We start from the raw sequence: 26196 nt of genomic DNA on the forward strand, positions 1-26196 counted from the left end.
GGGTCCGGCACAGTGCTGGACCCCGCAAGGGTACGACGGATCGCGCCTAGGGCCTACTCACTGGTCACGGAAGCGCACGATCTTGACGAACTCGTCGGCGTCGAGCGACGCGCCGCCCACCAGCGCCCCGTCGATGTCGGCCTGTGCCATGATCTCGGCGACGTTGCCGGACTTCACGGAACCGCCGTACTGGACGCGGACCTGGTCGGCCAGCTCCTGCGTGTACAGCTCGGCGAGCTTGGCGCGGATGGCGGCGCAGACCTCCTGCGCGTCCTCGGCGCCGCAGACCTTGCCGGTGCCGATGGCCCACACGGGCTCGTAGGCGATCACGACGGACTCGGCCTGCTCCGCCGGGAGGTCCTTGAGGCCGCCCTCGACCTGGGCGAGCGTGTGCGCGACGTGGTTGCCCGCCTCGCGCACGTCCAGCTCCTCGCCGACGCACAGGATCGGGGTGAGGCCGTGCTTGTAGGCCGCCTTGACCTTGGCATTGACGATCTCGTCGGTCTCGTTGTGGTACTGGCGGCGCTCGGAGTGGCCGACGACCACGTAGGTGCACTTCAGCTTGGCCAGCATCGGCCCGGAGATCTCGCCGGTGTAGGCGCCGGAGTCGTGCTGCGAGATGTCCTGGGCGCCGTACTTGATCCGGAGCTTGTCGCCGTCGACCAGGGTCTGCACGGAGCGCAGGTCGGTGAAGGGCGGCAGGACGGCGACCTCGACGGCCTCGTAGTCCTTGTCGGCCAGGGCGAAGGCGAGCTTCTGGACGTGCGCGATGGCCTCGAGGTGGTTGAGGTTCATCTTCCAGTTGCCCGCCATGATCGGCGTGCGAGTGGTCATAGCGGGGTCAGTCCTCCAGTGCGGCGAGGCCGGGGAGCGTCTTGCCCTCGAGGTATTCGAGGGAGGCGCCGCCACCGGTCGAGATGTGTCCGAACGCGGTCTCGTCGAAGCCCAGGAGGCGGACGGCCGCGGCGGAGTCGCCGCCGCCGACGACCGTGAAGGCCGGGGAGTCGAGGAGGGCCTGGGCGACCGCCTTGGTGCCCTCGGCGAAATCGGGGTGCTCGAAGACGCCCATCGGGCCGTTCCAGAAGACGGTGGCCGCGTCGATGATCTTCGAGGTGTACAGCTTGCGGGTCTCCGGACCGATGTCCAGGCCCATCTGGTCGGCGGGCACGGCGTCCGCGGCGACGGTGGCGGGGTTCGTGGCGGCCTTGGCCTTCAGGTCCGGGAAGGCGGGGCCGACCAGCGCGTCGACGGGCAGGACCAGCTCGACGCCGGTCTTCTCGGCCCGCTCGATGTACTCGAGGACCGCGGGGATCTGGTCCTCCTGGACGAGGGACTTGCCGATCTCGTGGCCCTTGGCCTTGAGGAAGGTGTACATCATGCCGCCGCCGATGAGCAGCCGGTCGGCCTTGCCGAGCAGCTCGTCGATGACGGCGAGCTTGTCGGAGACCTTGGCGCCGCCGAGCACGACCACGTAGGGGCGCTTGACGTCCTCGGTGAGCTTCTTCAGGACGCCGACCTCGGTGGCGATGAGGTACCCGGCGTAGTGCGGCAGCCGGGCCGGCAGGTCGTACACGGAGGCGTGCCGCCGGTGCACCGCGCCGAAGCCGTCGCCGACGTACACGTCCGCGAGGGCCGCGAGCTGGTCGGCGAACTCGCCGCGCCCGGTGTCGTCCTTGGCGGTCTCGCCGGCGTTGAAGCGCAGGTTCTCGATGACCGCGACCTGGCCGGGCTGCAGGCCGTTCACCGCGTCGTGGGCGGCGGGGCCGACGGTGTCCTGGGCGAAGGCGACCGGGGCACCGAGGAGTTCGGCGAGCCGCTCGGCGGCGGGCAGCAGCGAGAAGGCGGGGTCCGGGGCACCCTTGGGGCGGCCCAGGTGCGAGGCGACCACCACCTTGGCGCCCGCCTCGGCGAGGGCCTTGACGGTGGGCAGGACGGCGCGGATGCGGCCGTCGTCGGTGATGAGGCCGTCGGCGAGCGGCACGTTCAGGTCGGCGCGGACGAAGACCCGCTTGTTGTCCACGCCTTCGGCGAGAAGTTCGTCGATCGTCTTCATGAGGGACTCCTGGTGAGGGCTGCTCTGATCGTACGAGAGCTGTTCTGTACGTGAGTCAGGGCCCGGGCGGCGCGTCCCTGCGCCGCCCGAGCCCTGCTCTCACAGCAAAGTGCCTGCTCTGGGGATCAGAGCTGGTTGCCGACGAAGACCGTGAGGTCGACGAGGCGGTTGGAGTAGCCCCACTCGTTGTCGTACCAGCCGAGGATCTTCACCGAGGTGCCCTCCTGGACCATGGTCAGGGAGGAGTCGAAGGTGCAGGACGACGGGTCGCTGACGATGTCCGAGGAGACGATCTCGTCCTCGGTGTAGGTCAGGTAGCCCTGCAGTTCGCCCTCGGCGGCCTTCTTGAAGGCGGCGTTGACCTCGTCCTTGGTGACCTCGCGGGACAGCTCCACGACGAGGTCGGTGGCCGAGCCGGTCGGGACCGGGACACGCATGGCGATGCCGTCCAGCTTGCCCTTGAGCTGCGGGAGGACCAGCGCGGTGGCCTTCGCGGCACCCGTGGTGGTCGGGATGATGTTCTCGGCGGCGGCACGAGCGCGACGCAGGTCCTTGTGCGGGAAGTCCAGGATGCGCTGGTCGTTGGTGTACGCGTGCACCGTCGTCATCAGGCCCTTGACGATGCCGAAGTTCTCGTCGAGGACCTTCGCCATCGGCGCCACACAGTTGGTGGTGCAGGAGGCGTTGGAGATGACGTGGTGGTTCGCCGGGTCGTACTTGTCCTGGTTGACGCCCATCACGATGGTGATGTCCTCATCCTTGGCCGGGGCCGAGATGATGACCTTCTTGGCGCCGCCCGCGATGTGCTTCGCGGCGTCTTCCTTCTTCGTGAAGATGCCGGTGGACTCGATGACGATGTCGGCGCCCAGCTCGCCCCACGGGATGTCGGCGGGGTTGCGCTCGGACAGGACCTTGATGGTCTTTCCGTCGACGGTGATGGTGTCGGCGGTGTGCGACACCTCGGCCTTGAGGCGGCCCAGGATGGTGTCGTACTTGAGCAGGTGAGCGGTGGTCGCGGTGTCACCCAGGTCGTTGACAGCCACGATCTCGATGTCAGCACCCTGCTCCAGCAGCGCGCGGAAGTAGTTGCGACCGATACGACCGAAGCCGTTGATGCCTACGCGGATCGTCACGAACCGATCTCCTCGTTGGTACGCCGGCCATGCGGTGCCGGCGAGCTCTGTTTGGGATGTCCCCGACCACCCCCGACCCTACCTCCCTGAGGGCCCCGCGGTGACATCGAGATGCCGCATACACGGGCAGGCGGTCCGTACCCGCCAGTAGGGGTACGGACCGCCCGGCTCGAAAGTTCTGGTCACTCTTTTTGACTACGGAGAGCTAGTCATCGTTGACCAGGCTGTTCACCTTCCCAGAGCGGCGAGCGCCTTCTTGACGAGTGCGGCACGGTCCGCCGCCGCGCCGACGTGCTCCAGGCCGAAGCCCAGCAGCACCGTCCGGTCGGTGGTGACGGCGCCGTACGTCTTGAACAGGGCTCCGGTGCGCTGCCAGTCGTCGAGCACGGCCGGGCTGCCCGCGGGCGGTCCGGGGACGTGCCAGGCACCGAGCGAGGTCTCGAATCCCTCGGTCTGTGTCGCCGTGCCGTCGAGGACGAGCGAGGCCTCGTCGGCGAGCACTCCGTGGCCGCCGGTCCCGGGATCGCTGACGTAGCTGATGGAGACCTCGACCGACTTGCCTGCGTAGGCGCTCAGTCCGTACTCGACCTGCTGCCAGCCGTTGGAGGCGCCGGTCAGGCTGTTCCAGGAGCCGCTGGTTCCGGTCGCGGTACAGCCGCTGCTCGCCACGGTCAGGTAGTGCCTGAGCCACGGGTGCTCGTTGACCAGGAAGCCCGCCTCGCAGTCGGACGGCACGGCCTTGCTGGTCGCGCCGCCCGCCTCCGGGAGCGTCGTCCAGTCGTCCGCGCCGGTGGTGTGGGCCTCGACGATGACGTGGTCGTAGCCGGGCTCGGTGTCCCACAGCAGCCGGCTGCGCAGGGCGGGTTTGTCGGCCGCCGACACCCCGGTGAGGTCGATGGTGCGGGTGAGGCGCTTGTACGCGTCGTCGGTGTGCACGGCGGCCGCCATGTAGGAGCCCGCGTAGGGCCCGTACGGGTTGACGGTGCCGGCGAACTGGCCCGCGCCGGCGCTCGCGAACTGCGGGTACTTGTCGGCGGGCAGCGAGTCGGAGGTGACGGCGTAGGTGCCGGCCTTGTCGAGCGGGTTTCCGGGCGCGGCGCCCAGGGCCCCGCTGAAGCCGCCGAGTTCGCCGGAACCGGTGAAGCCGGTGGCGCCCGGTGTCGACGTACGGGAGTAGGCGCCCAGGTAGTACTGGCTGAAGTCGTCGGACAGGGTGCCGCCGCCGAGGTCGACGTCGCCGCCGGCCTGCTCGCCTGCCTCGATCAGCTTGCCGCCCTCGTTGAGGTAGGCGCGCAACTGGAGCTGGGTGGCGTTGCCGGGGGCGCTCGCACCGGTGTAGTGGACGACGGTCCTGAAGTGCTTCAGCACCCCGAGCGCGTCGGGCGCGCCCTGGGTGGCGACGTCCCAGACGACGGCCTTGTGTCCGTTGGCCTTCAGCGCGTCCACGTAGGTCTGCGCCTGCGTGGCGGCGGCTCCCTCCTCGGCGACGACGAGGGTGTCGGCCTGCGCCCGCTGGGCGACGGTGTACGTGAAGTGCTCGCTGGAGACCTTCTTGCCGGCTCCGGACCGGCCGGTGAACCACACCTCGACCTTGTCGCCCGGGCTGCCGTCGCCGACCTTGGCCCGGTACTCGTCGAAGTGCAGGTTGTCCTGGCCGCCGTAGGTCTCGCCGCCCTTCCAGGCCCGCAGCGGCCGGTGCTTCGTTCGGCCGCCGTTGACGCGGTAGTCGAGCTCCTTGTCGCGGATCGCCTTGCGGACCACGACGGAGACCTCCTGGTCGGCGCCGCGGGAGTACGACGTGGAGAACGTCGCCGGGGTGAAGTCGGCGGCCGTCAGACCGAGCGAGGAGGACGGTGTGTCGGGGTGGGCGGCGGTCTCGGCGACCGAGAGGGCGAACGGGACGTTCTTCTCGAACTCCTGCTGGATCAGGTGTTCGTCGTCCGGGAAGTTGAAGACGGACTGGCAGTCGGCGGCGTTCCACTGGTCGTTCGGGTCGAGGTTCGACGCCGTCTGGCAGGTCGACATCTCGGGGGTGAACATCGACATGCCGTTGACGTTGGCGGCGTGGCCGTCCGCCTCGCCGTTGGTGGTGTACAGCTCCGAGGAGACCTGCGGGCGGTAGCCGGGGATCGCGGAGTGGTCCGGGGAGCCGGCGAGTGCCTTGTAGACGACGTCGTCGGGGGTGGGGGTGGCGACCTGCCAGCCGACGCCGTAGAGGAGGAGTTGGGCGGCGGAGTGGTAGTTGACGCCGTAGGAGAAGCGGATGCGCTTCTCGAAGGCGTCGATCGCCCTGGTCTCGGGTTCGGAGGCCGGGCTCGCGCCGCGGTAGGTCTCGCTGGTGGGGTTCGGGGAGGAACCCTCGTCGTCGTAGCCCCACTTGTAGGGGAAGTTGCGGTTGAGGTCGACGCCGTCCCCGGTGGAGATGACGCCGTCGCCGTTGACGTCCCGCAGGTTCTTGCGCCACAGGCGGGTGGTGGAGTTCTTGAAGGTGTAGTCGTAGCCGTCGGGGTTGGCCGAGATGACGAACCAGAGTTCGGTCGTGTCGACGATCCTTCTGATGCGCTTGTCGGTCTTGTAGTGGTCCAAGTAGTAGTGCATCAGCCGGCGGGTCATCTCCGGCGTGATCCACTCGCGCGCGTGCTGGTTGGACAGGTACAGCACGGAGGGTTTCGAGCCGTCCTTCGTTTTCTTCGCGTTCTTGGTCAGTTTGAGCGCGAGGATGTCCTGGCCGTTGATCGTCCTGCCGATGGAGACGACCTTGGTCAGCCCGGGGTTCCGCTGCCCGGTGCGGACGATCTCCTCCTTGAGCCCACCGCTTCCGCTGTACGGGCGGAACACGCCCTGGGCCGCGTTCTCGACCCGCTTCTCCGCCTTGGCCGAAAGTGTGTGCTCGGTGAGGTCGACGCCCTGCTTCTCGAGCTTGTGGGCCTGCTCACGGGTGAGGTAGAGCTCGACCGAGGCGGTGCCCTTCGTGGGGACCTGCTCGGCGAGTTCCTGGCCGTCCTGCCCGGCCGCCAGCAGCAGGGGTACCTGCCGGGCGGTGACGTCCGCGCGGTAGACGTCGACCTCGTTGGGGTCGGAGCCCTGTGACGGTCCGTTCTGTGCCTGGGCGATGGGCGCGAGGCTCGCTCCGCCGATCAGGAGCGCGCCGACAGCGAGGATCGATCTCGCTCTGTGTCTCATGAACCCCCCTAGCCGTGTTTCGTCACGCCGACGAATCGCTTGCCAGGCTCATGCCACTTCAGGGCTGAGTCAAGAGCGCCTCAAAGACAGTAAAACGCCGGTGCCGACGGGCCCAAGTGGGCGTCGGCACCGGCGTGTTGGAGCCTCGGGTCAGCCGACCAGGTGGTCGGCCATCTCCTCGGTGATGCTCGACTCCGTGCCCGGGATGCCGAGGTCGGAGGCGCGCTTGTCGGCCATCGCGAGCAGCCTGCGGATACGGCCGGCGACCGCGTCCTTGGTCAGCGGCGGGTCGGCGAGCGCGCCCAGCTCCTCCAGGGACGCCTGCTTGTGCTCCATGCGCAGGCGTCCGGCGGCCGCGAGGTGCTCGGGCACCTCCTCGCCGAGGATCTCCAGCGCGCGCTGCACACGGGCGCCGGCGGCCACGGCCGCGCGAGCGGAGCGGCGGAGGTTGGCGTCGTCGAAGTTGGCGAGACGGTTCGCCGTGGCCCGCACCTCGCGGCGCATCCGGCGCTCCTCCCAGGCCAGCACCGACTCGTGCGCGCCGAGACGGGTCAGCAGCGCGCCGATCGCGTCGCCGTCGCGGACGACGACCCGGTCCACGCCGCGCACCTCGCGGGCCTTGGCGGCGATCGACAGCCGGCGGGCGGCCCCGACCAGGGCGAGGGCGGCCTCGGGGCCGGGGCAGGTCACCTCCAGGGAGGAGGAGCGGCCGGGCTCGGTGAGCGATCCGTGCGCGAGGAAGGCGCCGCGCCAGGCGGCCTCCGCGTCGCAGGTGGCCCCCGAGACCACCTGCGGGGGCAGGCCGCGGATCGGGCGGCCCCGCCCGTCCACCAGGCCGGTCTGCCGGGCCAGCTGGTCCCCGCCGGCGACGACCCGGACGACGTAGCGCGAGCCGCGGCGCAGTCCGCCGGGTGCCATCACGATCAGCTCGGAGGAGTGGCCGAAGATCTCCAGGATGTCCCGCTTCAGGCGCCGGGCCGCCATCGCGGTGTCCAGCTCCGCCTCGATCACGATGCGCCCGCTGACCAGGTGGAGGCCGCCGGCGAACCGCAGGATGGCGGAGACCTCCGCCTTTCTGCAGCAGGTCCGGGTGACGGGGAGCCGGGAGATCTCGTCCTTCACCGCTGCCGTCATCGCCATGGGCCGATCCTTCCATGCATCCGAAAAATACGGTCGTACGCGGCGGCCAGCAGCTCCGGGTCGTGCCGCGGAGTTCCGTCCCTCCGGGCGACCGGAGCCAGCTCGACCGCGGCTCCGAGCCGCTCGGCGGCCTCGGTGAGCACGTCACGGTCGGGCACGGCGGCCTCGTCGGCCAGCACCACGTCCAGGGCGAGTTTAGGGGCGTGTCGTCCCAAAACCTCCAAATGACGCTGCGGGGAGAAGCCCTCGGTTTCTCCGGGCTGCGGCGCGAGATTCAGCGAGAGTACCCGGCGGGCCTTGGTCTCGGTGAGGGCGTCCAGGAGTTGCGGCACGAGCAGGTGCGGGATGACCGAGGAGAACCAGGAGCCGGGGCCGAGGACCACCCAGTCCGCGTCCAGCACGGCCTCGACGGCCTCGGGAACGGCGGGCGGGTCGTGCGGCACCACGTGCACGGACTGCACCTCGCCGGGCGTCAGCGCCACCGTCGCCTGCCCGCGCACGGTGTCCACGTCCTCCGGCCGCCGGGGATCGTGTCCCTTGACCAGGGCCTGCAGCTCCAGGGGTACGGCGGACATGGGCAGCACGCGCCCGTGCGCGCCGAGGAGGTTGCCGACCAGGTCCAGGGCCTGGACGTGGTCGCCGAGCTGCTCCCAGAGGGCGACGATCAGGAGGTTGCCGACCGCGTGGTCGTGCAGGTCGCCCTGGGAGGTGAAGCGGTGCTGGATCACCCGGGCCCAGGTCTGGCCCCACTCGTCGTCCCCGCACAGCGCGGCCAGCGCCTTGCGCAGGTCGCCGGGCGGCAGCACGCCCAGCTCGTCCCGCAGGCGCCCGCTGGATCCGCCGTCGTCGGCCACGGTGACGACGGCGGTGAGGTCGCCGGTGATCCGGCGCAGGGCGGCGAGCGAGGCGGACAGGCCCATACCGCCGCCGAGGGCGACGACCTTGGGCTGGGCACCGCGCCGGCGCGGCCGGGCGCCGCGGGCCTCGACCTGCCGTACCGCGCGGGAGTCGGGCGCCATCCGGCGCAGCCGGCTCAGCCGAGGAGAACGTTCCGTCATTCCCGTCCCATGTCCCGGTGCACGACCACCGTCTCCACGCCCTCGGCCGCCAGGCGCGCGGCGAGCTTCTCCGACATGGCCACCGAGCGGTGCTTGCCGCCGGTACAGCCGATGGCGATCGTCACGTACCGCTTGCCCTCGCGGCGGTAGCCGGCCGCGATGAGGCGCAGCAGTTCGGCGTAGCGGTCGAGGAACTCCTTGGCGCCGGGCTGGTTGAAGACGTACGCCGCCACCTCCTCGTTGAGGCCGGTGAAGGGGCGCAGCTCCGGGACCCAGTGCGGGTTGGGCAGGAAGCGCATGTCCGCGACAAGGTCGGCGTCCACGGGGAGGCCGTACTTGAAGCCGAAGGACATGACGGTGGCCCGCAGCTCGGGCTCCTCCTCACCGGCGAACTGGGCGTCCATCTTGGCGCGCAGCTCGTGCACGTTGAGGCTGGAGGTGTCGATCACCAGGTCGGCGTCGCCGCGCAGCTCGCGCAGCAGCTCGCGCTCGGCGGCGATGCCGTCGACGATGCGGCCGTCGCCCTGGAGGGGGTGCGGACGGCGGACCGACTCGAAGCGGCGGACCAGGGCCTCGTCGGAGGACTCCAGGAAGACGATCCGCCGGGTGACGTGCTTGGCCTCCAGGTCGGCGAGGGACTCCCGGAGGTTGTCGAAGAAGCGGCGGCCGCGGACGTCGACGACGACCGCGATCCGCGCCACGTTGCCCTGGGAGCGGGCGCCGAGCTCCACCATGGTGGGGATCAGCGCGGGCGGCAGGTTGTCGACGACGAACCAGCCGAGGTCCTCCAGACACTTGGCGGCCGTCGACCTGCCCGCACCGGACATGCCGGAGATGATCACCAGCTCGGGGATGGCCGCGTCGGGAAGCCCGGCCGTCTCGCTGGTCGTGCCCGTACTCACCTGTGCTCCGTCTCCGCCCTGGTCCTGTTGCCGGTCGTGCTCGTTCACATTCATGTCTCCTGCCCCCGTCGTTCGTCCGGGGCGCCCGTCGTCACGGGCTCCGCGCCCAAACCCGTGGTATCGGGTTCCTCCTCCATGATCTCTCCAGTCGCCGTGTTGACGGCGGGTGCGGCGGGGGCCACCTGGGCGAGGGCCACGGCGATGGTCTCGGCCGTCTTGCGGCCTATGCCGGGGACCTCGCAGATCTGGTCGATGGTGGCGGACCGCAGTTTCTTCAACGAACCGAAGTGCTTCAGAAGTGCCTGCTTGCGCGCGTCCCCGAGGCCGGGCACCTCGTCCAGGGGGCTCGCCTTGAAGCGCTTGGCCCGCTTGGTGCGCTGGTAGGTGATCGCGAAGCGGTGGGCCTCGTCCCGGACGCGCTGGAGCAGGTAGAGGCCCTCGCTGGTGCGGGGAAGGACCACCGGGTCGTCCTCGTCCGGCAGCCACACCTCTTCGAGGCGCTTGGCGAGGCCGCAGACGGCGATGTCGTCGATGCCGAGTTCGTCGAGGGCCTTCTTGGCGGCGGCGACCTGGGGCTGTCCGCCGTCGACGACGACGAGCTGCGGCGGGTAGGCGAACTTCTTGGGGCGGCCGTCCTCGTCCTTGAGGCCGCCGCCGAGGTCACCGCCGAGTTCGCCCACGAGGCCGTCCTCGTGGCCGTCCTCCACCCACTCGCCGGTCTTCTCCTTCTCGGCGAGGTAGCGGCGGAAGCGGCGGGTGATCACCTCGTGCATCGAGCGGACGTCGTCCTGACCGGCGAAGCCCTTGATCTGGAAGCGGCGGTACTCGCTCTTGCGCTGCAGGCCGTCCTCGAAGACCACCATGGAGGCCACGACGTCGTCGCCCTGCAGGTGCGAGATGTCGTAGCACTCGATGCGCAGAGGGGCGCTGTCGAGGTCGAGGGCGTCGGCGATCTCCTCCAGGGCACGCGAGCGCGTGGTGAGGTCGGAGGCGCGCTTGGTCTTGTGCAGCGCGAGGGCCTGCTGGGCGTTGCGCTCGACGGTCTCCATCAGCGCCTTCTTGTCGCCGCGCTGCGGGATGCGCAGCGAGACGCCGGAGCCGCGGCGCCCGGTGAGCCAGTCCTGGACGGGCCCGAGGGGGTCGGGCAGGGCGGGGACCAGGACCTCCTTGGGGACGGAGTCGCCCGTCTCCTCGCCGTAGAGCTGCTGCAGTGCGTGCTCGACGAGGGCGCCGGTGGTGATCTCCTCGACCTTGTCGGTGACCCAGCCGCGCTGGCCGCGCACGCGTCCGCCGCGCACGTGGAAGATCTGCACGGCCGCCTCCAGCTCGTCCTCGGCGACGGCGATCAGGTCCGCGTCGGTCGCGTCGGCGAGCACGACCGCGTTCTTCTCCATGGCCTTCTTCAGGGCCTCGATGTCGTCACGCAGCCGGGCGGCCCGCTCGTACTCCATCTCCTCGGCCGCCTCGCCCATACGCTTCTCCAGGCGGCGGATGTAGGTGCCGGTGCGGCCGGCCATGAAGTCGCAGAACTCCTCGGCCAGTTCGCGGTGCTCCTGGGGGTCGACGCGGCCGACGCAGGGCGCGGAGCACTTGCCGATGTAGCCCAGCAGGCAGGGGCGGCCGGTGCGGGAGGCGTTCTTGAAGACGCCGGCCGAGCAGGTGCGCACGGGGAAGACGCGCAGCAGCAGGTCGACGGTGTCCCGGATGGCCCACGCGTGCCCGTACGGCCCGAAGTACCGGACGCCCTTGCGTTTGTGGCCGCGCATCACCTGCACGCGCGGGAACTCCTCGTTCATCGTCACCGCGAGGTACGGGTAGCTCTTGTCGTCGCGGTACTTGACGTTGAACCGGGGGTCGTACTCCTTGATCCAGGAGTACTCCAGCTGCAGTGCCTCGACCTCCGTGGACACCACGGTCCACTCCACGGACGCGGCGGTGGTGACCATCGTCCGGGTGCGCGGGTGCAGGTTCGCCAGGTCCTGGAAGTAGTTCGCCAGGCGCTGGCGCAGGCTCTTCGCCTTTCCGACGTAGATCACCCGGCGGTGCTCGTCACGGAACCTGTACACCCCGGGAGAGTCCGGGATCTGTCCCGGCTTGGGGCGGTAGCTGGAGGGATCGGCCATGTCTCACACCCTACTGGCGAGGGCTGACACCGCGACGGGCCTGTGGACAACGCCCGACGCGTCGCCCCGTTGCCTGGGGCTTCGAGGCATCCGGCGCCGGCCGTCCGGCCCGCGGGTCTCGGCCAGGCGCGCGGGGCCGTTGAGCTTCAGGTGTTGTCGGGACTTGGTCAACACGCTTCAATGCGGGGGAACTCGGGGCCGTGAACGACGGCGTACGGATGTGAAGACGCCCCGACGCCGACGGGGTGACCCCGACACTCAGCGCGAACCCGGCCCGACCAGCCGTAGCGAGCATTCACAGAAAGGCCCCTGCATGCCGCACGCCACACAGCACGCGGACGTCGCCGCCGTCGCCACCGCGGAACTGGACTCGGCCCTGCGAGGCGGCCCCTTCCACGTCGCGCTGCGCGCCGCCATCGCCGCCCGCGGACTGCCGCTGCAGCGCGTGCAGCACCATCTTTCGCGCCACGGGGTCAAGGTCGGTGTCACGAGCCTGAGTTACTGGCAGCAGGGCGCCCGGCGACCGCAGCGACCGGAGTCCCTGCGGGCCGTGCGGGTCCTGGAGGAGATCCTCCAGCTGCCGGAGGAGTCCTTGATCCGACTGCTGGCCGAGACCGACGGGGGCGGGCCGGGGCAACGGCCCGGGAGCCGGTCCTACCGCTCCCTCGTGGAGGCCTCGGACGTCCTGGACCGGCTCCTGGCCGAGCTGCGCCTGCCGCCGGACGGCGGCCTGCACACCCTCGGGCACCACGAGCTGATACGCATCGGGCCGCACCGCGAGCTGGCCGGACGGGAGTCGCACCACATCGTGCGCGCCCACAAGGACGGCGTCGACCGCTTCGTGGCCGTCCACCACGGCGACCCGGGGTGCGCGCCGGAACGCATGCGGGTGCACGCCGTGGAGAACTGCCGCACGGGACGCGTGCGCGTGCACCGGGACAGCGGTGTGCTCGTGGCCGAGCTGCTGTTCGACACGCGGCTGCGGGCCGGGGACACCTTCCTCTTCCGCTACGACGTCGAGGACGGCACCGCCGGTGTCTCCCGTGAGTACGTCCGGGGCTTCGGACCGGCCGGCGGCCAGTACGCGCTGCAGGTGCGCTTCGACGCGCGCGCCCTGCCCGTACGCTGCCACCGCTTCGCCCAGCACTCACCGGCCGCGCCCCGCAGCGGCCGCCAGGAACTCCCCCTCAGCGGCCGCCACCACTCGGTCCACCTCGTCGAACCGCGGGTGCGCACCGGGGTCGTGGGCATCGGGTGGGACTGGGAGTGACCCGCGCCTGAGTCCGGCCCTCAGGCCCGCGGCCCGGCGACGATCTTGCCGTTCCTGGACTCCACCGGCAGCTCGTGCAGCGGCTCGGTGGCGGGCGAGCGCAGCACCTTGCCGGTCCGGGCGTCGAACTGGCTGCCGTGGCAGGGGCAGACCAGCGTCGTCCCCTGCAGCCTGTCGATCGGGCATCCCGCGTGCGTGCAGATGGTGCTGTACGCCTTCAGCGAGCCGTTCTCGGCCCGGCTGACCACGACGTCGTGCTCCCGGTACAGCTGGGCTTGCCCCTTGGCGACCTCGCCGTCCTTGCCGAGTTCGACCGGTGCGGTCGGCGTGGCGGGCGCCGTGGTGCCGCCGGCCGCTCCGCAGGCGGTCAGGCCGAGCCCGGCGACGGGGGTGAGCGCCGCTCCGCGCAGGACGGTACGACGGCTCGGGGAAGGGCGGCCGGGCATGCGGTTCTCCACTGTTCGGGGGTGGTGCACGTCGACGATATCGGCGGCCGGTTCTTCCCGGTTCGGCGGGGTTGGGGTGAGGTGAGCCGGGGTTGACCGCACGTAAACGCTTGCGCAAACGTTTACGTGCGTCGCCTGATGGGATACGTTCCGCGCCGGAGGGCTGCGGAGGCCAAGGCGCGCGGGCCGCGAGCCGCGCAGGCGGAGGGACCCAGAGGTCCGTGGGAGGGGAGACGCCATGCCGACGATGGCCGACGTGGCGCGCAGCGCCGGGGTGTCCGTGGCCACCGTCTCGCACGTCCTCAACGACACCCGGCCGGTCCTCCCCCGCACCCGTCAGGCGGTCCTGGACGCGATCGACCGGCTCGGCTACACCCCGAACACTCTCGCCCGCTCCCTGGTGACCTCGCGCACCCGCTCCATCGGGCTCGCGGTGTCGGCGATCAGCAACCCCTACTTCACGGAGATCCTCCAGGGCGTCGAGGCCGCGGCCCTGGAACACGGCTACAGCCTCCTCATCGCCGATCCGCACGACGACCCCGAGCACGAACGCAAGGTCGTCCAGCTGCTGCACGAGCGACGCGTGGACGGCATGATCGTCGCCCCTTCCGCGAACCCGCGCGAGCTGGTCGCCTACCTCGCACGCCACGAGGTCCCGGCCGTCTTCCTCGACCGGCTCGTCGACCCACCGGCCGACGGCGCGCCGCGCTGTGACCAGGTCTGCGCCGAGAGCGCCGAACCGACCGCCCGGCTCGTCACCCACCTCGCAGAGCTCGGTCACCGCCGTATCGCCCTGGTCGCCGGCCTGCCCGGGCTCAGCACCACCGGCGAACGCGTCGCCGGTTACCGCCAGGGCCTGACCGCCGCCGGGCTGCCCCACGACGAACGCCTCGTCGTGCACGGCGACTCCGAGTCGCGCGGCGCCGAACGCGCCACGTCGGCCCTGCTCTCCCTGGCCGCCCCGCCCACCGCACTGGTCACCGCCAACAACGCGATGACCATCGGCGCGCTGCGCGCCCTGCGCGACCACGGTCTGTCCGTGCCCGACGACATCGCCCTGTGCTGCTTCGACGACTTCGCCTGGGCGGACCTCTTCTCGCCCCGGCTCACCGCGGTCGCCCAGCCGAGCAGGGAGATCGGTGCCCAGGCGGTACGGCTCCTCCTGGACCGCCTCGCCGCCCCGGAACGCCCTGCCCGTACCCTGCGGCTCCCGTGCGCCGTCGTCCACCGCAGCTCGTGCGGCTGCCCGCAGGGGGCACCTCCCACACCGCCCGATCAGCTCCCGCAGTCCTCGCACTCCTCGCAGTTCTGGAAAGGAACCGTCTCGTGATCGTCGTCGCCGGTGAGGCCCTGATCGATCTGGTACCGCAGGGCACGGGTGCCCTCGCGGCACTGCAGCCGGCGCTCGGCGGCGGCCCCTACAACACGGCCGTGGCCCTCGGCCGCCTCGGCTCCCCCACCGCCTTCTGCTCCCGCACCTCGTACGACGCCTTCGGCGAGGCTTTGTTGCACGGGCTCCGACAGGCGGGCGTGGACGTGTCCGCCGTGCAGCGCGGCACGGAGCCGACCACGCTCGCGGTCGCCACCGTCGACGGCACCGGCTCGGCCGCCTACTCGTTCTACGTCGACGGCACCGCCGACCGGTTCTTCGCGGCGCCCGAGTCCCTGCCCGCAGGGACGCGAGCCGTGTCCTTCGGCACCTGCTCGCTCGTCCTGGAGCCCGGCGCCACCGCCTACGAGACGCTGCTGCGGACCGCGGCTTCCCAGGGTGTCTTCACGGCACTCGACCCGAACATCCGGACGGGGCTCATTCCGGACGCGGACGCGTACCGGGCGCGTTTCAAGAGCTGGCTGCCCTCGGTGTCCCTGCTGAAGCTGTCCGAGGAGGACGCCCGCTGGCTGGGCGGCACCCCGAAGGAGTGGCTGGCCGCCGGACCGGCGGCCGTGGTGATCACCCACGGCGGGGACGGGCTCACCGCCTTCACGCAGGGGGGCGCGGTGTACCCGGTGCCGGGCGAGATGGTCGACGTCGTCGACACGATCGGCGCCGGCGACACCGTGAACGCGGCCCTGCTGCACGGCCTCGCCGCGCAGGACGCCCTGTCCGCCCAGGCACTCGCGGATCTGGGCCGCGACGGCTGGACCCGACTGCTGGGGTTCGCGGCGCGCGCGGCCGCGATCACCTGCTCCCGGGCGGGCGCCGAGCCGCCGTACGCGTCCGAAGTGGGCGAGCTGTAGCGGCAGTTCGTGGACCTGGACCCGCGGTTCGTCGGACCGTCGGGCCAGGACTGCTGATCATGGAACGAGCGGCGCCCCGCAGGGAGTTCCTGCGGGGCGCCACAGCGGTTCTCACGCCATGTCCGGACAGCCGGTTCAGGCCTTCCGCGCCCGCGTCGTCTTCTTCGCGGGAGCGGCCTTCTTCGTGGCCGTGTTGTCGGCCCTGGCCGTGGCCGTCTTCTTCGCCGGTGCCTTGGCCGCCACGGTCTTCTTGGCCGCCGTCCGGCGCGGAGCCGGCACCGAGGCCGCGTCGCTGACGCGGTCGGCGCCGAGGACCTCGCGCAGGAACTTGCCGGTGTGGCTGGCCGGGACCCCCGCGACCTCCTCGGGCGTGCCCTCGGCGACGACGAGTCCACCGCCGGCGCCGCCTTCGGGCCCCATGTCGATGATCCAGTCGGCGGTCTTGATCACGTCGAGGTTGTGCTCGATGACGATGACGGTGTTGCCCTTGTCGACCAGGCCGGCCAGGACCTTCAGCAGCTTGCTGATGTCCTCGAAGTGCAGACCGGTGGTCGGCTCGTCGAGGACGTAGACCGTGCGTCCGGTGGAGCGCTTCTGCAGCTCGCTGGCGAGCTTCACGCGCTGTGCCTCACCGCCGGACAGCGTGGTCGCGGACTGGCCGAGCCGGACGTAGCCGAGACCGACGTCGTTCAGCGTCGTGAGGTGGCGGTTGATCGCCGGAACGGCCTCGAAGAAGTTCATGGCCTCTTCGATCGGCATGTTCAGGACCTCGGAGATGGACTTGCCCTTGTAGTGGACCTCCAGTGTCTCCCGGTTGTAGCGGGCGCCGTGGCAGACCTCGCACGGGACGTAGACGTCCGGCAGGAAGTTCATCTCGATCTTGATGGTGCCGTCGCCCGCGCAGTTCTCGCAGCGGCCGCCCTTGACGTTGAAGGAGAAGCGGCCGGGCTGGTAGCCGCGAACCTTCGCCTCGGTGGTCTCGGCGAACAGCTTGCGGATGTGGTCGAAGACACCGGTGTACGTCGCCGGGTTCGACCGCGGGGTACGGCCGATGGGCGACTGGTCGACGTGCACGACCTTGTCGACGAGGTCGTCGCCGTCCACACGCGTGTGCCGTCCGGGTACGCTGCGCGCGCCGTTCAGCTCGCGGGCCAGGTGCGTGTACAGGATGTCGTTGACCAGCGTCGACTTGCCGGAGCCGGACACACCCGTGACGGCGGTGAAGACGCCGAGCGGGAAGGACACGTCGATGTCCTGCAGGTTGTTCTCGCGGGCGCCGTGCACGGTGAGCCGGCGGGACGGGTCCTGCGGACGGCGGATGTCCGGGACGGGGATCGCCTTCTTGCCGGACAGGTACTGGCCGGTCTGCGACTCGGCGTTGGCGAGCAGTTCCTTCAGGGAGCCGCTGTGCACGACCTTGCCGCCGTGCTCGCCCGCGCCGGGGCCGATGTCGACCACCCAGTCGGCGACCTTGATGGTGTCCTCGTCGTGCTCGACGACGATGAGCGTGTTGCCCATGTCGCGCAGTCGGACCAGGGTCTCGATCAGCCGGTGGTTGTCGCGCTGGTGCAGTCCGATGGAGGGCTCGTCCAGCACGTACAGCACGCCGACGAGGCCGGAGCCGATCTGGGTGGCCAGGCGGATGCGCTGGGCCTCGCCGCCCGAGAGGGTGCCGGCCGCGCGGTTCAGCGAGAGGTAGTCCAGGCCGACGTCGACCAGGAACCGCAGCCGCTCGTTGACCTCCTTCAGCACCCGCTCGGCGATCTTCTTGTCGCGGTCGCTCAGCTTGAGCTCGCCCAGGAAGTCCGCGCAGTCGCTGATGGACATCGCGGAGACCTCGGCGATCGACTTCTCCATGATCGTGACCGCGAGGACGATCGGCTTCAGACGCGTGCCCTCACAGCTGGGGCAGGGCACCTCGCGCATGTAGCCCTCGAAGCGCTCACGGCTGGCGTCGCTCTCGGCCTCGCTGTGCCTGCGCTTCACGAAGGGCACGGCACCCTCGAAGGGCGTGGTGTACACGCGCTCGCGGCCGTACCTGTTGCGGTAGCGCACCTCGATCTGCGTCTTGTGGCCGTACAGCAGGGCCTTCTTGGCGCGCTGGGGCAGGCCCGCGAAGGGGATGTCGGTCCGGAATCCCAACGCGTCCGCGAGGGCGCCGATCAGACGGCCGAAGTAGTCCTTGGTGTGTCCGTGCGACCAGGGGTGGATGGCGCCCTCGTCGAGCGTCTTGTCCTCGTCCGGGACGATCAGCTCGGGGTCGACCTCCATGCGGGTGCCGATGCCGGTGCACTCGGGGCAGGCGCCGAAGGGCGAGTTGAAGGAGAAGGAGCGGGGCTCCAGCTCCTCGAAGGACAGGTCGTCGTACGGGCAGTACAGGTGCTCCGAGTACATGCGCTCGCGCTCGGGGTCGCCCTCGGGGAGGTCGACGAAGTCGAGCACGACCATGCCGCCGGACAGCCCCAGGGCGGTCTCCACGGAGTCGGTGAGGCGGCGCTTGGCGGAGTCCTTCACCGTGAGGCGGTCGACGACCACCTCGATGGTGTGCTTCTCCTGCTTCTTCAGCGTGGGAGGGTCGGAGAGCTGGATGGTCCCGCCGTCCACGCGCGCGCGGCTGTACCCCTTGGTCTGCAGGTCGGCGAAGAGGTCGACGAACTCGCCCTTGCGCTCCCGCACCAGCGGGGACAGCACCTGGAAGCGGCTGCCCTCCGGCAGTTCGAGGACCTTGTCCACGATGGCCTGCGGCGACTGGCGCGAGATCGGGCGACCGCACTCGGGACAGTGCGGCTTGCCGATGCGGGCGAAGAGCAGGCGCAGGTAGTCGTAGACCTCGGTGATGGTGCCCACCGTCGAGCGCGGGTTGCGCGAGGTCGACTTCTGGTCGATGGAGACCGCCGGCGACAGGCCCTCGATGAAGTCGACGTCCGGCTTGTCCATCTGGCCGAGGAACTGTCGGGCGTACGAGGAGAGCGACTCGACGTAGCGCCGCTGCCCCTCGGCGAAAATGGTGTCGAAGGCCAGCGAGGACTTGCCCGACCCCGACAGGCCCGTGAAGACGATGAGCGAGTCGCGCGGCAGGTCGAGCGAGACATTCTTCAGATTGTGCTCGCGCGCGCCACGGACGATGAGACGGTCGGCCACGCCGGTCCGCACCTTTCTTGAGAGAAGTGACAGGGGCGGGGCCCCCGTGCTTCTTCAGACTAGGGGGAGCCACTGACAACGCCGGTCGGATTCCCGGATGGATAACAATCCCCGGCCCTCCAGCATGCCCGACGCCACCGCCGACCATATAGCACGCGCATTCGATTTACGGCACGGCTTCACCACCTTCACCCAAAGGTGTGGCCGGGCTAGGGTCAGCACCATGATTGATCACGGTCATGACCTGGCGTCTGTACGTGACGCGACGGACCGGCTGCTCACCGCAGCCGCCGAACTGGACAACGCCTCGGTGGCCGAGCCGTCACGGCTTCCCGGCTGGAGCCGCGGCCACGTCCTCGCCCACCTGGCCCGCAACGCGGAGGCCCTCGTGAACGTCCTGGAGGGCCGGCCCATGTATCCGTCGGCCGAAGCACGCGACGCCGACATCGAGCGGGACGCCCCGCGCCCCCTGGACGTCCAGCTCGCCGACCTGCGGGAGAGCGCGGCGCGCTTCCAGGAGGCGGGGGCCGTACCGGCCGACTGGTCGCGCACGGTGGAGCTGCGCAACGGGGTAACCGACTCGGCGTCGCAGGTGCCGTTCCGCCGCTGGGCCGAGGTGGAGCTGCACCATGTGGACCTCGGCACCGGGTACGAGCTGGAGGATCTGCCCGCCGAGTTCGTGCGGCGGGAGATCGACTTCCTCGCCGAGCGCTTCTCGGGGCATCCGGAGGTGGCCGCCGCCCGGCTGACGGACGGTACGCGCGCGTGGCGCACGGGACGGGAGGCGGCGGCGCCGGAGGTCACCGTCACCGGCTCGGCGCCGGAGTTGCTCGGCTGGCTCGCCGGGCGGCGCGACGGCTCGGGGCTGACGGCGGAAGGCGGCGCGCTGCCGAAGCTCCCGCCGCTGTGACGGGCCGGAGTCCCCGCCGTGGTTCTGCCGTGCCCGCACGGCCCTTTGCGGGGACTCCGGCGCGCTCCCCCGCTATAGGCTGACCGCCATGACGTACAGCGGACAGGTGACGGTCGGCGGCCCGGCGGACGTGCACGAGCTCAAGGACCTGATGATCACCAAGATCGCGGTCGGCCCGATGGACAACAACGCCTATCTGCTGCGCTGCCGTGCCACGGACGAGCAGTTGCTGATCGACGCGGCCAACGACGCGCACACCCTGCTCGGCATGATCGGCGACGACGGCATCGCCTCCGTGGTCACCACGCACCAGCACGGCGACCACTGGCAGGCACTCGCGCAGGTCGTCTCGGCCACCGGCGCCCGCACCTACGCGGGCCGGGACGACGCCACCGGCATCCGGGTGCCGACCGACGTCCTCGTCGACGACGGCGACACCATCCGGGTGGGCCGGGTGGAGCTCACCGCGCGCCACCTCGTGGGGCACACCCCGGGTTCCATCGCCCTGGTCTACGACGACCCGCACGGGCATCCCCATGTGTTCACGGGAGACTGCCTGTTCCCCGGCGGCGTCGGCAACACGCGCAAGGATCCCGAGGCGTTCGCCAGCCTGATCCACGACGTGGAGACGAAGATCTTCGACGTGCTGCCGGACGAGACCTGGGTCTACCCGGGACACGGCAACGACACCACCCTGGGCGCGGAGCGCCCGCACCTTCCGGAGTGGCACGCGCGCGGGTGGTGAACGTTGGGCCGGCCCGGCCGAGGGGGCGCGCTTCGGTGCGCGCGCCCCGTGTGAACCCTTCGCACGCGCCGGTGTCATGCGCGCGCTCCCGGTGTACTTGGTTGCGCAGTCAACTGGAGGGAGCCCCGCACAGGATGACGGCTCCTGCGCGGTACGGGGCCGCCGGTCTTTCGAATCCCCGCCCTCGGCCGGCGGCCCCGGCGTCCGTCGGGAACTGTTCACAGGACTGCAACACCCGTTCCCACTATGCGGACAATTACGGTCGTGACCTCGACAAACGGGGCGATCGGCTGTCAATCTCCCGCCATGCATCTCGCCCCCAGCGCACTGCGCCGCGCCGTAGCCGCGGCAACGATCACCCTGCTCGCCACCGCCGTCGGCTGCGCTCCGCAGCCCGAGGGGAAGGCGGCCGCCTCGCCGTCCGGGTCGGCCGGAAACACCTGCGCCAAGGGCAAGTTGGCAACCAAGACGTCCGGCAAGCTGACGATCGCCACCGACGAGCCTGCGTACGAGCCGTGGTTCAAGGACGACAAGCCCGCCAACGGCCAGGGCTTCGAGTCGGCGGTGGCGTACGCGGTGGCGCAGCAACTCGGGTACGCCAAGAGCGCGGTCGTCTGGCAGAGCGTGCCCTTCAACAAGGCCTTCGCGCCCGGTGCGAAGACCTTCGACTTCGACATCAACCAGGTGTCCATCAGCGACGAGCGCCGAAGGGCCGTGGACTTCTCCTCCGGCTACTATGACGTGCGCCAGGCCGTCATCGCCCTCAAGGGCTCCAAGGCCGCGAAGGCGACCAGCATCGCGGACCTGAAGAACCTCAAGCTGGGCGCCCAGGTCGGCACGACCAGCCTGAACTACATCACCGACGTGGTGAAGCCGAAGCAGCAGGCCGCCGTCTACGCCAAGAACGACCAGGCCAAGTCCGCGCTGAAGAACGGTCAGGTGGACGCCATCGTCACCGACCTGCCCACCGCCTTCTACATCACGGCGGCCGAGGTCACCAACGCCAAGATCGTCGGCCAGTTCGAGAACCAGGGCCGTACGCCGGAGCAGTTCGGGCTGGTGCTCGACAAGGACAGCGCGCTCACCTCGTGCGTGTCGGGCGCGGTCGACGCCCTGCGCAAGGACGGCACGCTGGCGAAGATCGAGAAGCAGTGGCTCTCGGACGCCGTCGACGCACCGGTGCTCAAGTGACGGTCGCCAAGGAGGAGTCCGGCCGGGAGAGCGCGGACGGCAAGGGTGGGCTGCCCGGCGGAGGCGACGGATACGTGCCGTCGCAGCGGCGTGTCGAGCGCGAGGCCTCCAAACGCGCGCGTGCCCGTCGCGCGACGGCGGTCGCCGCGCTCTCGACCCTCGTCACGGCCGTCGTCCTCTACCTGGTGGTCGTCAACGCGCCGGGCTGGCCGCGCACCAGGGAGACGTTCTTCAACGGGCAGTACGCGCGCGAGGCGTTCCCCAAGGTCCTCGAAGGGCTGTGGCTGAACGTCCGGCTGCTGCTGGTCTGCGGCGTGGCGGTCCTGGTCCTCGGCATGCTGATCGCCATCGCGCGCACGCTGCGCGGTCCGGTGTTCTTCCCCCTCAGGGTGCTCGCCGCCGCGTACACCGACTTCTTCCGCGGGCTGCCCCTGCTCATCAACCTGATGATCGTGGTCTTCGGCGTCCCGGCGCTGCGCCTCCAAGGCGTGACCGTCGACCCGGTCCTCCTCGGCGGTACGGCGCTCACGCTGACCTATTCGGCGTACGTGGCCGAGGTGTTCCGGGCCGGCATCGAGTCCGTGCATCCCTCGCAGCGCGCGGCGGCCCGTTCGCTGGGTCTGACCAACCGGCAGGCGCTGCGGTACGTGGTGCTGCCGCAGGCCGTGCGCCGTCAGGTGCCGCCGCTGCTGAACGACCTGGTGTCGCTGCAGAAGGACACGGGGCTGGTCTCGATCGGCGGCGCGATCGACGCCGTACGGGCGGCCGACATCATCGTGGGCCGCAGCCTCAACTACACGCCGTACATCGTGGCCGGGTTGGTCTTCGTGGCGCTGACCATTCCGATGACCCGCTTCACGGACTGGGTGACGGCCCGGATGGACCGCAGGCAGGCCCAGGGAGGATCGATATGAGCGACACGCCCGTGCTGCGCATGGAGTCCGTGCGCAAGACGTTCGGCGGCTCGGTGGTCCTGCGGGACGTCGACCTGGAGGTCGCTCCGCACACGGTGACCGCGCTGATCGGAGCGTCCGGTTCCGGCAAGTCGACGCTGCTGAGGTGCGCGAACCTCCTGGAGGAGATCGACGACGGCGCGATCTGGCTGGACGGCGAGGAGATCACCGACCCCCGCGCCGACCAGGACGCGGTTCGGCGCCGTATCGGCGTGGTCTTCCAGGCGTACAACCTCTTCCCGCACATGACGGTCCTGGAGAACATCACGCTCGCCCCGCGGCGAGTGCACGGCGTCTCCCGTGCGGAGGCCGAGGAACGCGCCAGGGAGCTCCTGGAACGGCTCGGGCTGTCCGGGAAGGCGGGCGAGTACCCGGACCGGCTGAGCGGCGGTCAGCAGCAGCGTGTGGCGATCGTGCGCGCCCTCGCCGCACGGCCCCGATTGCTGCTGTTCGACGAGATCACCGCGGCCCTCGACCCGGAACTGGTCGGCGAGGTCCTGACCGTCGTCCGCGACCTCAAGGACGACGGCATGACCATGGTGCTCGCCACGCACGAGATGGGCTTCGCCCGCGATGTCGCCGACCAGGTCTGCTTCCTGGACGCGGGTGTCGTCCTGGAGCGCGGAAGTGCCGAACAGGTCTTCGGCGACCCGCAGCAGGAACGCACTCGGCAGTTCCTGAAGCGGATCGTGGAGGCGGGGCGCCTGTAAGGGGCGCGCGCCATGGCGGCCGGGGCTTACGCCTCGGCCCGCGCCGCCCCCACCAGCGCCACGACCCGCTCCACGCCGAACACGTATCCCTGCACGCCACACCCCGCGATGACCCCGTCGGCGCGCAGCGAGACGTAGGAGTGGTGCCGGAAGGACTCGCGCTGGTGGATGTTGGAGATGTGCACCTCCATCACCGGCAGCCCGTCGCAGGTGTTGAGCGCGTCCAGAATCGCGACCGAGGTGTGCGAGTAGGCCCCCGGATTGATGACGATCCCGCAGTGGTTCGTCCGCGCCTCGTGGATCCAGTCGACCAGTTCGCCCTCGTGGTTGGACTGCCGGAAGTCCACGGTGCCGCCGTGCGCGGCCGCCGCCTTGACGCACAGGGCCTCGACGTCGGCCAGGGTCTCCCTGCCGTAGATCTCCGGCTGGCGCTGGCCGAGGAGGTTCAGGTTGGGCCCGTTGAGGATCATGATCGGGGCATTGGCCAGGCTGCGGGGCACGGTTCCTCCGGTCCGGTGCGGGTGGGCTGCTCGGACCCGGTTTATCACGCTGCGCCGTGCACCCGGCGGCCCGTACCCTCCCGCCATGACGACGATCTCGTATCCGCCCAAGCCCACGCCCGGCGACCGCATAGCCGTCATCTCTCCGGGCAGCGGCCTGCCCGGGCTGTTCCCGCGCCCCCACGAACTGGGCCTGGAGCGGCTGCGCAAGGAGTACGGCCTCGAACCGGTGGAGTATCCGGCCACCCGCACGATGGGTTCGACGCCCCGGGAGCGGGCCGACGACATCCACGCCGCGTTCGCCGACCCCGACGTCAAGGCGGTCATGGCCTCCATCGGCGGTGACGACCAGATCACCGTTCTGCCGCTGCTGGACCGGGAGTTGATCCGGGCGAACCCCAAGCCGTTCTTCGGGATGAGCGACAACACGAACCTGCTGGCGTACCTCTACAACACCGGAATCGTCGGATACCACGGCGCGACGGTGATGACCGCCCTGGGCCGTCCCGGCGCCATGAACGAGCTGACCGCCGACTCGCTGCGCGCCGCGCTGTTCACCTCCGGCCCCTACGAACTGCGGCCCGCCGACCGCTGGACCGACGTCAACCGCGACTGGGCCGACCCCGCGACCTTCGAGGCCGAGCCGGAGACCGTCCCGGGCGCCGGCTGGACCTGGGTGAACGCCGACCGGGTGGTGGAGGGCCGCAGTTGGGGCGGCAACCTGGAGATCCTCGGCTGGCTGCTGATGGCCGACCGCGAGGTAGCGCACGACCTGAGCGTGTACGACGGCTCGGTGCTGTTCCTGGAGACCTCCGAGGAACTCCCCAGCGCCACCGAGGTCTTCCGCACCCTGCGCAACATGGGCGAGCGCGGCCTGCTGCGACGTTTCTCCGCCCTTTTGATGGGAAGGGCCAAGACCTGGTCCTTCGAACGCCCCAACAGCCCCGAGGAAGGCGCGCGTTACGCCGCGGAGCAGCGCGAGGCCGTGCTGCGCGCCATGCGTATGTATGCCTCCGACACCCCGATCGTCTTCGACGTGGACTTCGGCCACACCGATCCCCAGCTCGTCATCCCTTACGGCGGCACCGTCCGCGTCGACGGCCCCGCCCGGCGCATCACGGTCACCTACTGACAAGCGGACGCCTCCGCACGCCCCCGTAACCGGTGGTCACGGTGGGTAGTTGACGCGGCATGCACGACGTACGCTCCGTAAGGCCGCCTTCCATGCTGCGACTCGCGACCGCCTCGCTCGCCGGCACGGCCATCGAGTTCTACGACTTCTTCGTCTACGGGACGGCGGCCGCGCTGGTGCTGGGGCCGCTGTTCTTTCCGACCTTCTCGCCGGTGGCGGGCACGCTGGCCGCCTTCGGGACGTTCGGGGTGGGATTCGTCGCCCGCCCCCTGGGATCGGTGCTGTTCGGGCACATCGGGGACCGGCGTGGCCGTCGCCCGGTCCTCGTCGGTTCCCTGCTGCTGACCGGCGCCTCGACGGTCGCGGTGGGCTGCGTGCCTTCGTACGGCTCGATCGGCGTGGCCGCCCCGGTGCTGCTGCTGGTGCTGCGGTTTCTGCAGGGACTGGGGGTCGGCGGGGAGTGGGGCGGGGCCGTGCTGCTGACCGCGGAGCACGCGCCCGCCGAACGGCGCGCCCTGTGGTCGAGTTTCCCGCAGGTCGGTCCCGCCCTGGGGTTCCTGCTCGCCAATGGCGTGGTGCTGGCCCTGTCCGCCGCGCTGCCCGAGGCGCAGTTCGCGGCGTGGGGCTGGCGGGTGCCGTTCTGGACGGCGGGGCTGCTGGCCGCTGTGGGCCTGTGGCTGCGGTCGTCGCTCGCCGAGAGCCCCGGTTTCCTCGGCCTCGACGACCACGCGCGCGTGCCGCTCGCGGAGGTCGTGCGCGAGCACTGGCGACTCGTCCTGCTGACGGCCGGAGCTCTCGCGGTCGGGTACGCCATCTTCTACTCGGTCACGACCTGGTCCCTCGCGTTCGGGACGGAGCGGCTCGGGGTGAGCCGTACCCTCATGCTGACCTGCGTCATGGCCGCCGTGGTGGTGAAGGGTGCGCTCACACCGGTGGCCGCGCTGCTCGGGGACCGCTTCGGGCGGCGGCCGATGTGCCTGGCCGGCTGCACCGCGGCAGCCCTGTGGATGTTCCCGATGGTCGGCCTGCTCGCGACCGGTGAACCGTTGCTGATGTTCCTCGGCTTCCTGGGCGCCCTGTTGGCTTTCGTCACCATGTTCGGCGTGATCGCGGCGTATCTCCCCGAGCTGTACGAGCCCCGGGTGCGCTGCACGGGCGCCGCCGTCGGCTACAACCTCGGCGGGGTGCTCGGGGGCGCCCTCACGCCGATCGCGGCGACGGCGCTCGCCGGGCACGGGGGCCGGGTGCCGTGGGGTGTCGGCGCCTATCTGACCGGGATCGCGCTGCTGAGCCTCGGCTGCTTCGCGCTGCTGCCGGAGACACGGCCGGTGCGGCCCGGGGTGGTGGAGCCGGTCACCGGATGAGGCG

General features: G+C 70.6%; 21 protein-coding genes. 10 read left to right on the top strand and 11 right to left on the bottom strand.

What is annotated here, in order from left to right; genetic code table 11:
* Nucleotides 1-57: 57 nt before the first annotated feature.
* The 8 genes from tpiA to uvrC form a co-directional block, all read right to left on the bottom strand.
* Entirely contained in the window at nucleotides 58-834 is a 777-nt protein-coding gene (gene tpiA / locus ACIRVK_RS22715) for a triose-phosphate isomerase (protein WP_404249754.1), read from the bottom strand.
* A gap of 7 nt (nucleotides 835-841) precedes the next feature.
* A complete protein-coding gene (locus ACIRVK_RS22720; protein ID WP_404249756.1) occupies nucleotides 842-2053 on the bottom strand; it encodes a phosphoglycerate kinase in 1212 nt (403 codons plus the stop codon).
* A gap of 125 nt (nucleotides 2054-2178) precedes the next feature.
* Complete coding sequence (gene gap, locus ACIRVK_RS22725) at nucleotides 2179-3186, bottom strand: type I glyceraldehyde-3-phosphate dehydrogenase (RefSeq protein ID WP_133042677.1); 1008 nt, start codon at nucleotides 3184-3186, stop codon at nucleotides 2179-2181.
* Nucleotides 3187-3414: 228 nt separating this feature from the next.
* Nucleotides 3415-6369, bottom strand: coding sequence for a M14 family zinc carboxypeptidase (locus ACIRVK_RS22730; RefSeq protein WP_404249758.1), 2955 nt, complete (start codon nucleotides 6367-6369; stop codon nucleotides 3415-3417).
* A 150-nt stretch (nucleotides 6370-6519) separates the two neighbouring features.
* Nucleotides 6520-7509, bottom strand: coding sequence for a DNA-binding protein WhiA (whiA, locus tag ACIRVK_RS22735; RefSeq protein ID WP_404249760.1), 990 nt, complete (start codon nucleotides 7507-7509; stop codon nucleotides 6520-6522).
* On the bottom strand, nucleotides 7500-8567 hold the full coding sequence (gene yvcK, locus ACIRVK_RS22740) for a uridine diphosphate-N-acetylglucosamine-binding protein YvcK (protein ID WP_404249762.1): 1068 nt from the start codon (nucleotides 8565-8567) through the stop codon (nucleotides 7500-7502). Before yvcK ends, whiA begins: the two co-directional genes overlap by 10 nt.
* The gene (rapZ, locus tag ACIRVK_RS22745) at nucleotides 8564-9523 is read right to left on the bottom strand and encodes an RNase adapter RapZ (protein ID WP_404249764.1); all 960 of its coding nucleotides are present in this window, start codon (nucleotides 9521-9523) and stop codon (nucleotides 8564-8566) included. Before rapZ ends, yvcK begins: the two co-directional genes overlap by 4 nt.
* Nucleotides 9520-11592 (bottom strand): excinuclease ABC subunit UvrC, encoded by a 2073-nt coding sequence (gene uvrC / locus ACIRVK_RS22750; protein WP_404249766.1) that lies wholly within the window; start codon nucleotides 11590-11592, stop codon nucleotides 9520-9522. Before uvrC ends, rapZ begins: the two co-directional genes overlap by 4 nt.
* A gap of 313 nt (nucleotides 11593-11905) precedes the next feature.
* Here uvrC and ACIRVK_RS22755 point away from each other — a divergent pair, with 313 nt between their 5' ends.
* Nucleotides 11906-12862, top strand: coding sequence for a hypothetical protein (locus ACIRVK_RS22755; RefSeq protein ID WP_404249768.1), 957 nt, complete (start codon nucleotides 11906-11908; stop codon nucleotides 12860-12862).
* Between the two features lie 20 nt (nucleotides 12863-12882).
* Here ACIRVK_RS22755 and ACIRVK_RS22760 read toward each other — a convergent pair whose 3' ends face one another.
* Nucleotides 12883-13308, bottom strand: coding sequence for a Rieske (2Fe-2S) protein (locus tag ACIRVK_RS22760; protein ID WP_404249770.1), 426 nt, complete (start codon nucleotides 13306-13308; stop codon nucleotides 12883-12885).
* Nucleotides 13309-13546: 238 nt separating this feature from the next.
* Here ACIRVK_RS22760 and ACIRVK_RS22765 point away from each other — a divergent pair, with 238 nt between their 5' ends.
* Both ACIRVK_RS22765 and ACIRVK_RS22770 read left to right on the top strand, forming a co-directional pair.
* Nucleotides 13547-14638 carry a LacI family DNA-binding transcriptional regulator gene (locus ACIRVK_RS22765; RefSeq protein ID WP_404249772.1) on the top strand — a complete coding sequence of 364 codons (1092 nt, stop codon included), beginning with the start codon at nucleotides 13547-13549 and terminating at the stop codon, nucleotides 14636-14638.
* Nucleotides 14635-15546: a carbohydrate kinase gene (locus ACIRVK_RS22770; RefSeq protein WP_404249774.1), complete on the top strand. Its 912-nt coding sequence runs from the start codon at nucleotides 14635-14637 to the stop codon at nucleotides 15544-15546. The genes ACIRVK_RS22765 and ACIRVK_RS22770 overlap by 4 nt, the downstream gene beginning before the upstream one ends.
* Nucleotides 15547-15681: 135 nt before the next feature.
* Here ACIRVK_RS22770 and uvrA read toward each other — a convergent pair whose 3' ends face one another.
* On the bottom strand, nucleotides 15682-18687 hold the full coding sequence (uvrA, locus tag ACIRVK_RS22775) for an excinuclease ABC subunit UvrA (RefSeq protein ID WP_404249776.1): 3006 nt from the start codon (nucleotides 18685-18687) through the stop codon (nucleotides 15682-15684).
* A 223-nt stretch (nucleotides 18688-18910) separates the two neighbouring features.
* On the opposite strand from uvrA, the gene ACIRVK_RS22780 reads away from it, so the two are divergent.
* The 5 genes from ACIRVK_RS22780 (at nucleotide 18911) to ACIRVK_RS22800 (ending at nucleotide 23196) form a co-directional block, all read left to right on the top strand.
* Entirely contained in the window at nucleotides 18911-19597 is a 687-nt protein-coding gene (locus ACIRVK_RS22780) for a maleylpyruvate isomerase family mycothiol-dependent enzyme (protein ID WP_404249778.1), read from the top strand.
* An 88-nt stretch (nucleotides 19598-19685) separates the two neighbouring features.
* Nucleotides 19686-20342, top strand: a complete 657-nt coding sequence (locus tag ACIRVK_RS22785; RefSeq protein WP_404249780.1) for an MBL fold metallo-hydrolase — start codon at nucleotides 19686-19688, stop codon at nucleotides 20340-20342.
* 306 nt (nucleotides 20343-20648) lie between these two features.
* Complete coding sequence (locus ACIRVK_RS22790; RefSeq protein WP_404249782.1) at nucleotides 20649-21533, top strand: ABC transporter substrate-binding protein; 885 nt, start codon at nucleotides 20649-20651, stop codon at nucleotides 21531-21533.
* Entirely contained in the window at nucleotides 21530-22447 is a 918-nt protein-coding gene (locus ACIRVK_RS22795) for an amino acid ABC transporter permease (protein ID WP_404249784.1), read from the top strand. Before ACIRVK_RS22790 ends, ACIRVK_RS22795 begins: the two co-directional genes overlap by 4 nt.
* A complete protein-coding gene (locus ACIRVK_RS22800; protein WP_404249786.1) occupies nucleotides 22444-23196 on the top strand; it encodes an amino acid ABC transporter ATP-binding protein in 753 nt (250 codons plus the stop codon). The genes ACIRVK_RS22795 and ACIRVK_RS22800 overlap by 4 nt, the downstream gene beginning before the upstream one ends.
* A gap of 26 nt (nucleotides 23197-23222) precedes the next feature.
* Here ACIRVK_RS22800 and aroQ read toward each other — a convergent pair whose 3' ends face one another.
* The gene (gene aroQ, locus ACIRVK_RS22805; protein WP_404249788.1) at nucleotides 23223-23696 is read right to left on the bottom strand and encodes a type II 3-dehydroquinate dehydratase; all 474 of its coding nucleotides are present in this window, start codon (nucleotides 23694-23696) and stop codon (nucleotides 23223-23225) included.
* An 85-nt stretch (nucleotides 23697-23781) separates the two neighbouring features.
* On the opposite strand from aroQ, the gene ACIRVK_RS22810 reads away from it, so the two are divergent.
* Together ACIRVK_RS22810 and ACIRVK_RS22815 are read left to right on the top strand one after the other, a co-directional pair.
* Nucleotides 23782-24828: a S66 peptidase family protein gene (locus ACIRVK_RS22810; RefSeq protein ID WP_404249790.1), complete on the top strand. Its 1047-nt coding sequence runs from the start codon at nucleotides 23782-23784 to the stop codon at nucleotides 24826-24828.
* A 92-nt stretch (nucleotides 24829-24920) separates the two neighbouring features.
* Entirely contained in the window at nucleotides 24921-26192 is a 1272-nt protein-coding gene (locus ACIRVK_RS22815) for an MFS transporter (RefSeq protein ID WP_404249792.1), read from the top strand.
* The last annotated feature ends 4 nt before the right edge of the window (nucleotides 26193-26196 follow it).

The organism is Streptomyces sp. NPDC101152, from assembly GCF_044768275.1.
Lineage (GTDB): Bacteria > Actinomycetota > Actinomycetes > Streptomycetales > Streptomycetaceae > Streptomyces.

Excerpts from the sequence above, each read along its gene's own strand:
- yvcK (WP_404249762.1), bottom strand. The coding sequence starts at position 8,567 with ATGACGGAACGTTCTCCTCGGCTGAGCCGGCTGCGCCGGATGGCGCCC.
- ACIRVK_RS22800 (WP_404249786.1), top strand. The coding sequence starts at position 22,444 with ATGAGCGACACGCCCGTGCTGCGCATGGAGTCCGTGCGCAAGACGTTC.
- tpiA (WP_404249754.1), bottom strand. The coding sequence starts at position 834 with ATGACCACTCGCACGCCGATCATGGCGGGCAACTGGAAGATGAACCTC.
- ACIRVK_RS22755 (WP_404249768.1), top strand. The coding sequence starts at position 11,906 with ATGCCGCACGCCACACAGCACGCGGACGTCGCCGCCGTCGCCACCGCG.
- ACIRVK_RS22760 (WP_404249770.1), bottom strand. The coding sequence starts at position 13,308 with ATGCCCGGCCGCCCTTCCCCGAGCCGTCGTACCGTCCTGCGCGGAGCG.
- whiA (WP_404249760.1), bottom strand. The coding sequence starts at position 7,509 with ATGGCGATGACGGCAGCGGTGAAGGACGAGATCTCCCGGCTCCCCGTC.
- ACIRVK_RS22765 (WP_404249772.1), top strand. The coding sequence starts at position 13,547 with ATGCCGACGATGGCCGACGTGGCGCGCAGCGCCGGGGTGTCCGTGGCC.
- ACIRVK_RS22730 (WP_404249758.1), bottom strand. The coding sequence starts at position 6,369 with ATGAGACACAGAGCGAGATCGATCCTCGCTGTCGGCGCGCTCCTGATC.
- ACIRVK_RS22720 (WP_404249756.1), bottom strand. The coding sequence starts at position 2,053 with ATGAAGACGATCGACGAACTTCTCGCCGAAGGCGTGGACAACAAGCGG.
- ACIRVK_RS22780 (WP_404249778.1), top strand. The coding sequence starts at position 18,911 with ATGATTGATCACGGTCATGACCTGGCGTCTGTACGTGACGCGACGGAC.
- uvrC (WP_404249766.1), bottom strand. The coding sequence starts at position 11,592 with ATGGCCGATCCCTCCAGCTACCGCCCCAAGCCGGGACAGATCCCGGAC.
- ACIRVK_RS22815 (WP_404249792.1), top strand. The coding sequence starts at position 24,921 with ATGCTGCGACTCGCGACCGCCTCGCTCGCCGGCACGGCCATCGAGTTC.
- ACIRVK_RS22790 (WP_404249782.1), top strand. The coding sequence starts at position 20,649 with ATGCATCTCGCCCCCAGCGCACTGCGCCGCGCCGTAGCCGCGGCAACG.
- rapZ (WP_404249764.1), bottom strand. The coding sequence starts at position 9,523 with ATGAATGTGAACGAGCACGACCGGCAACAGGACCAGGGCGGAGACGGA.
- ACIRVK_RS22810 (WP_404249790.1), top strand. The coding sequence starts at position 23,782 with ATGACGACGATCTCGTATCCGCCCAAGCCCACGCCCGGCGACCGCATA.
- ACIRVK_RS22785 (WP_404249780.1), top strand. The coding sequence starts at position 19,686 with ATGACGTACAGCGGACAGGTGACGGTCGGCGGCCCGGCGGACGTGCAC.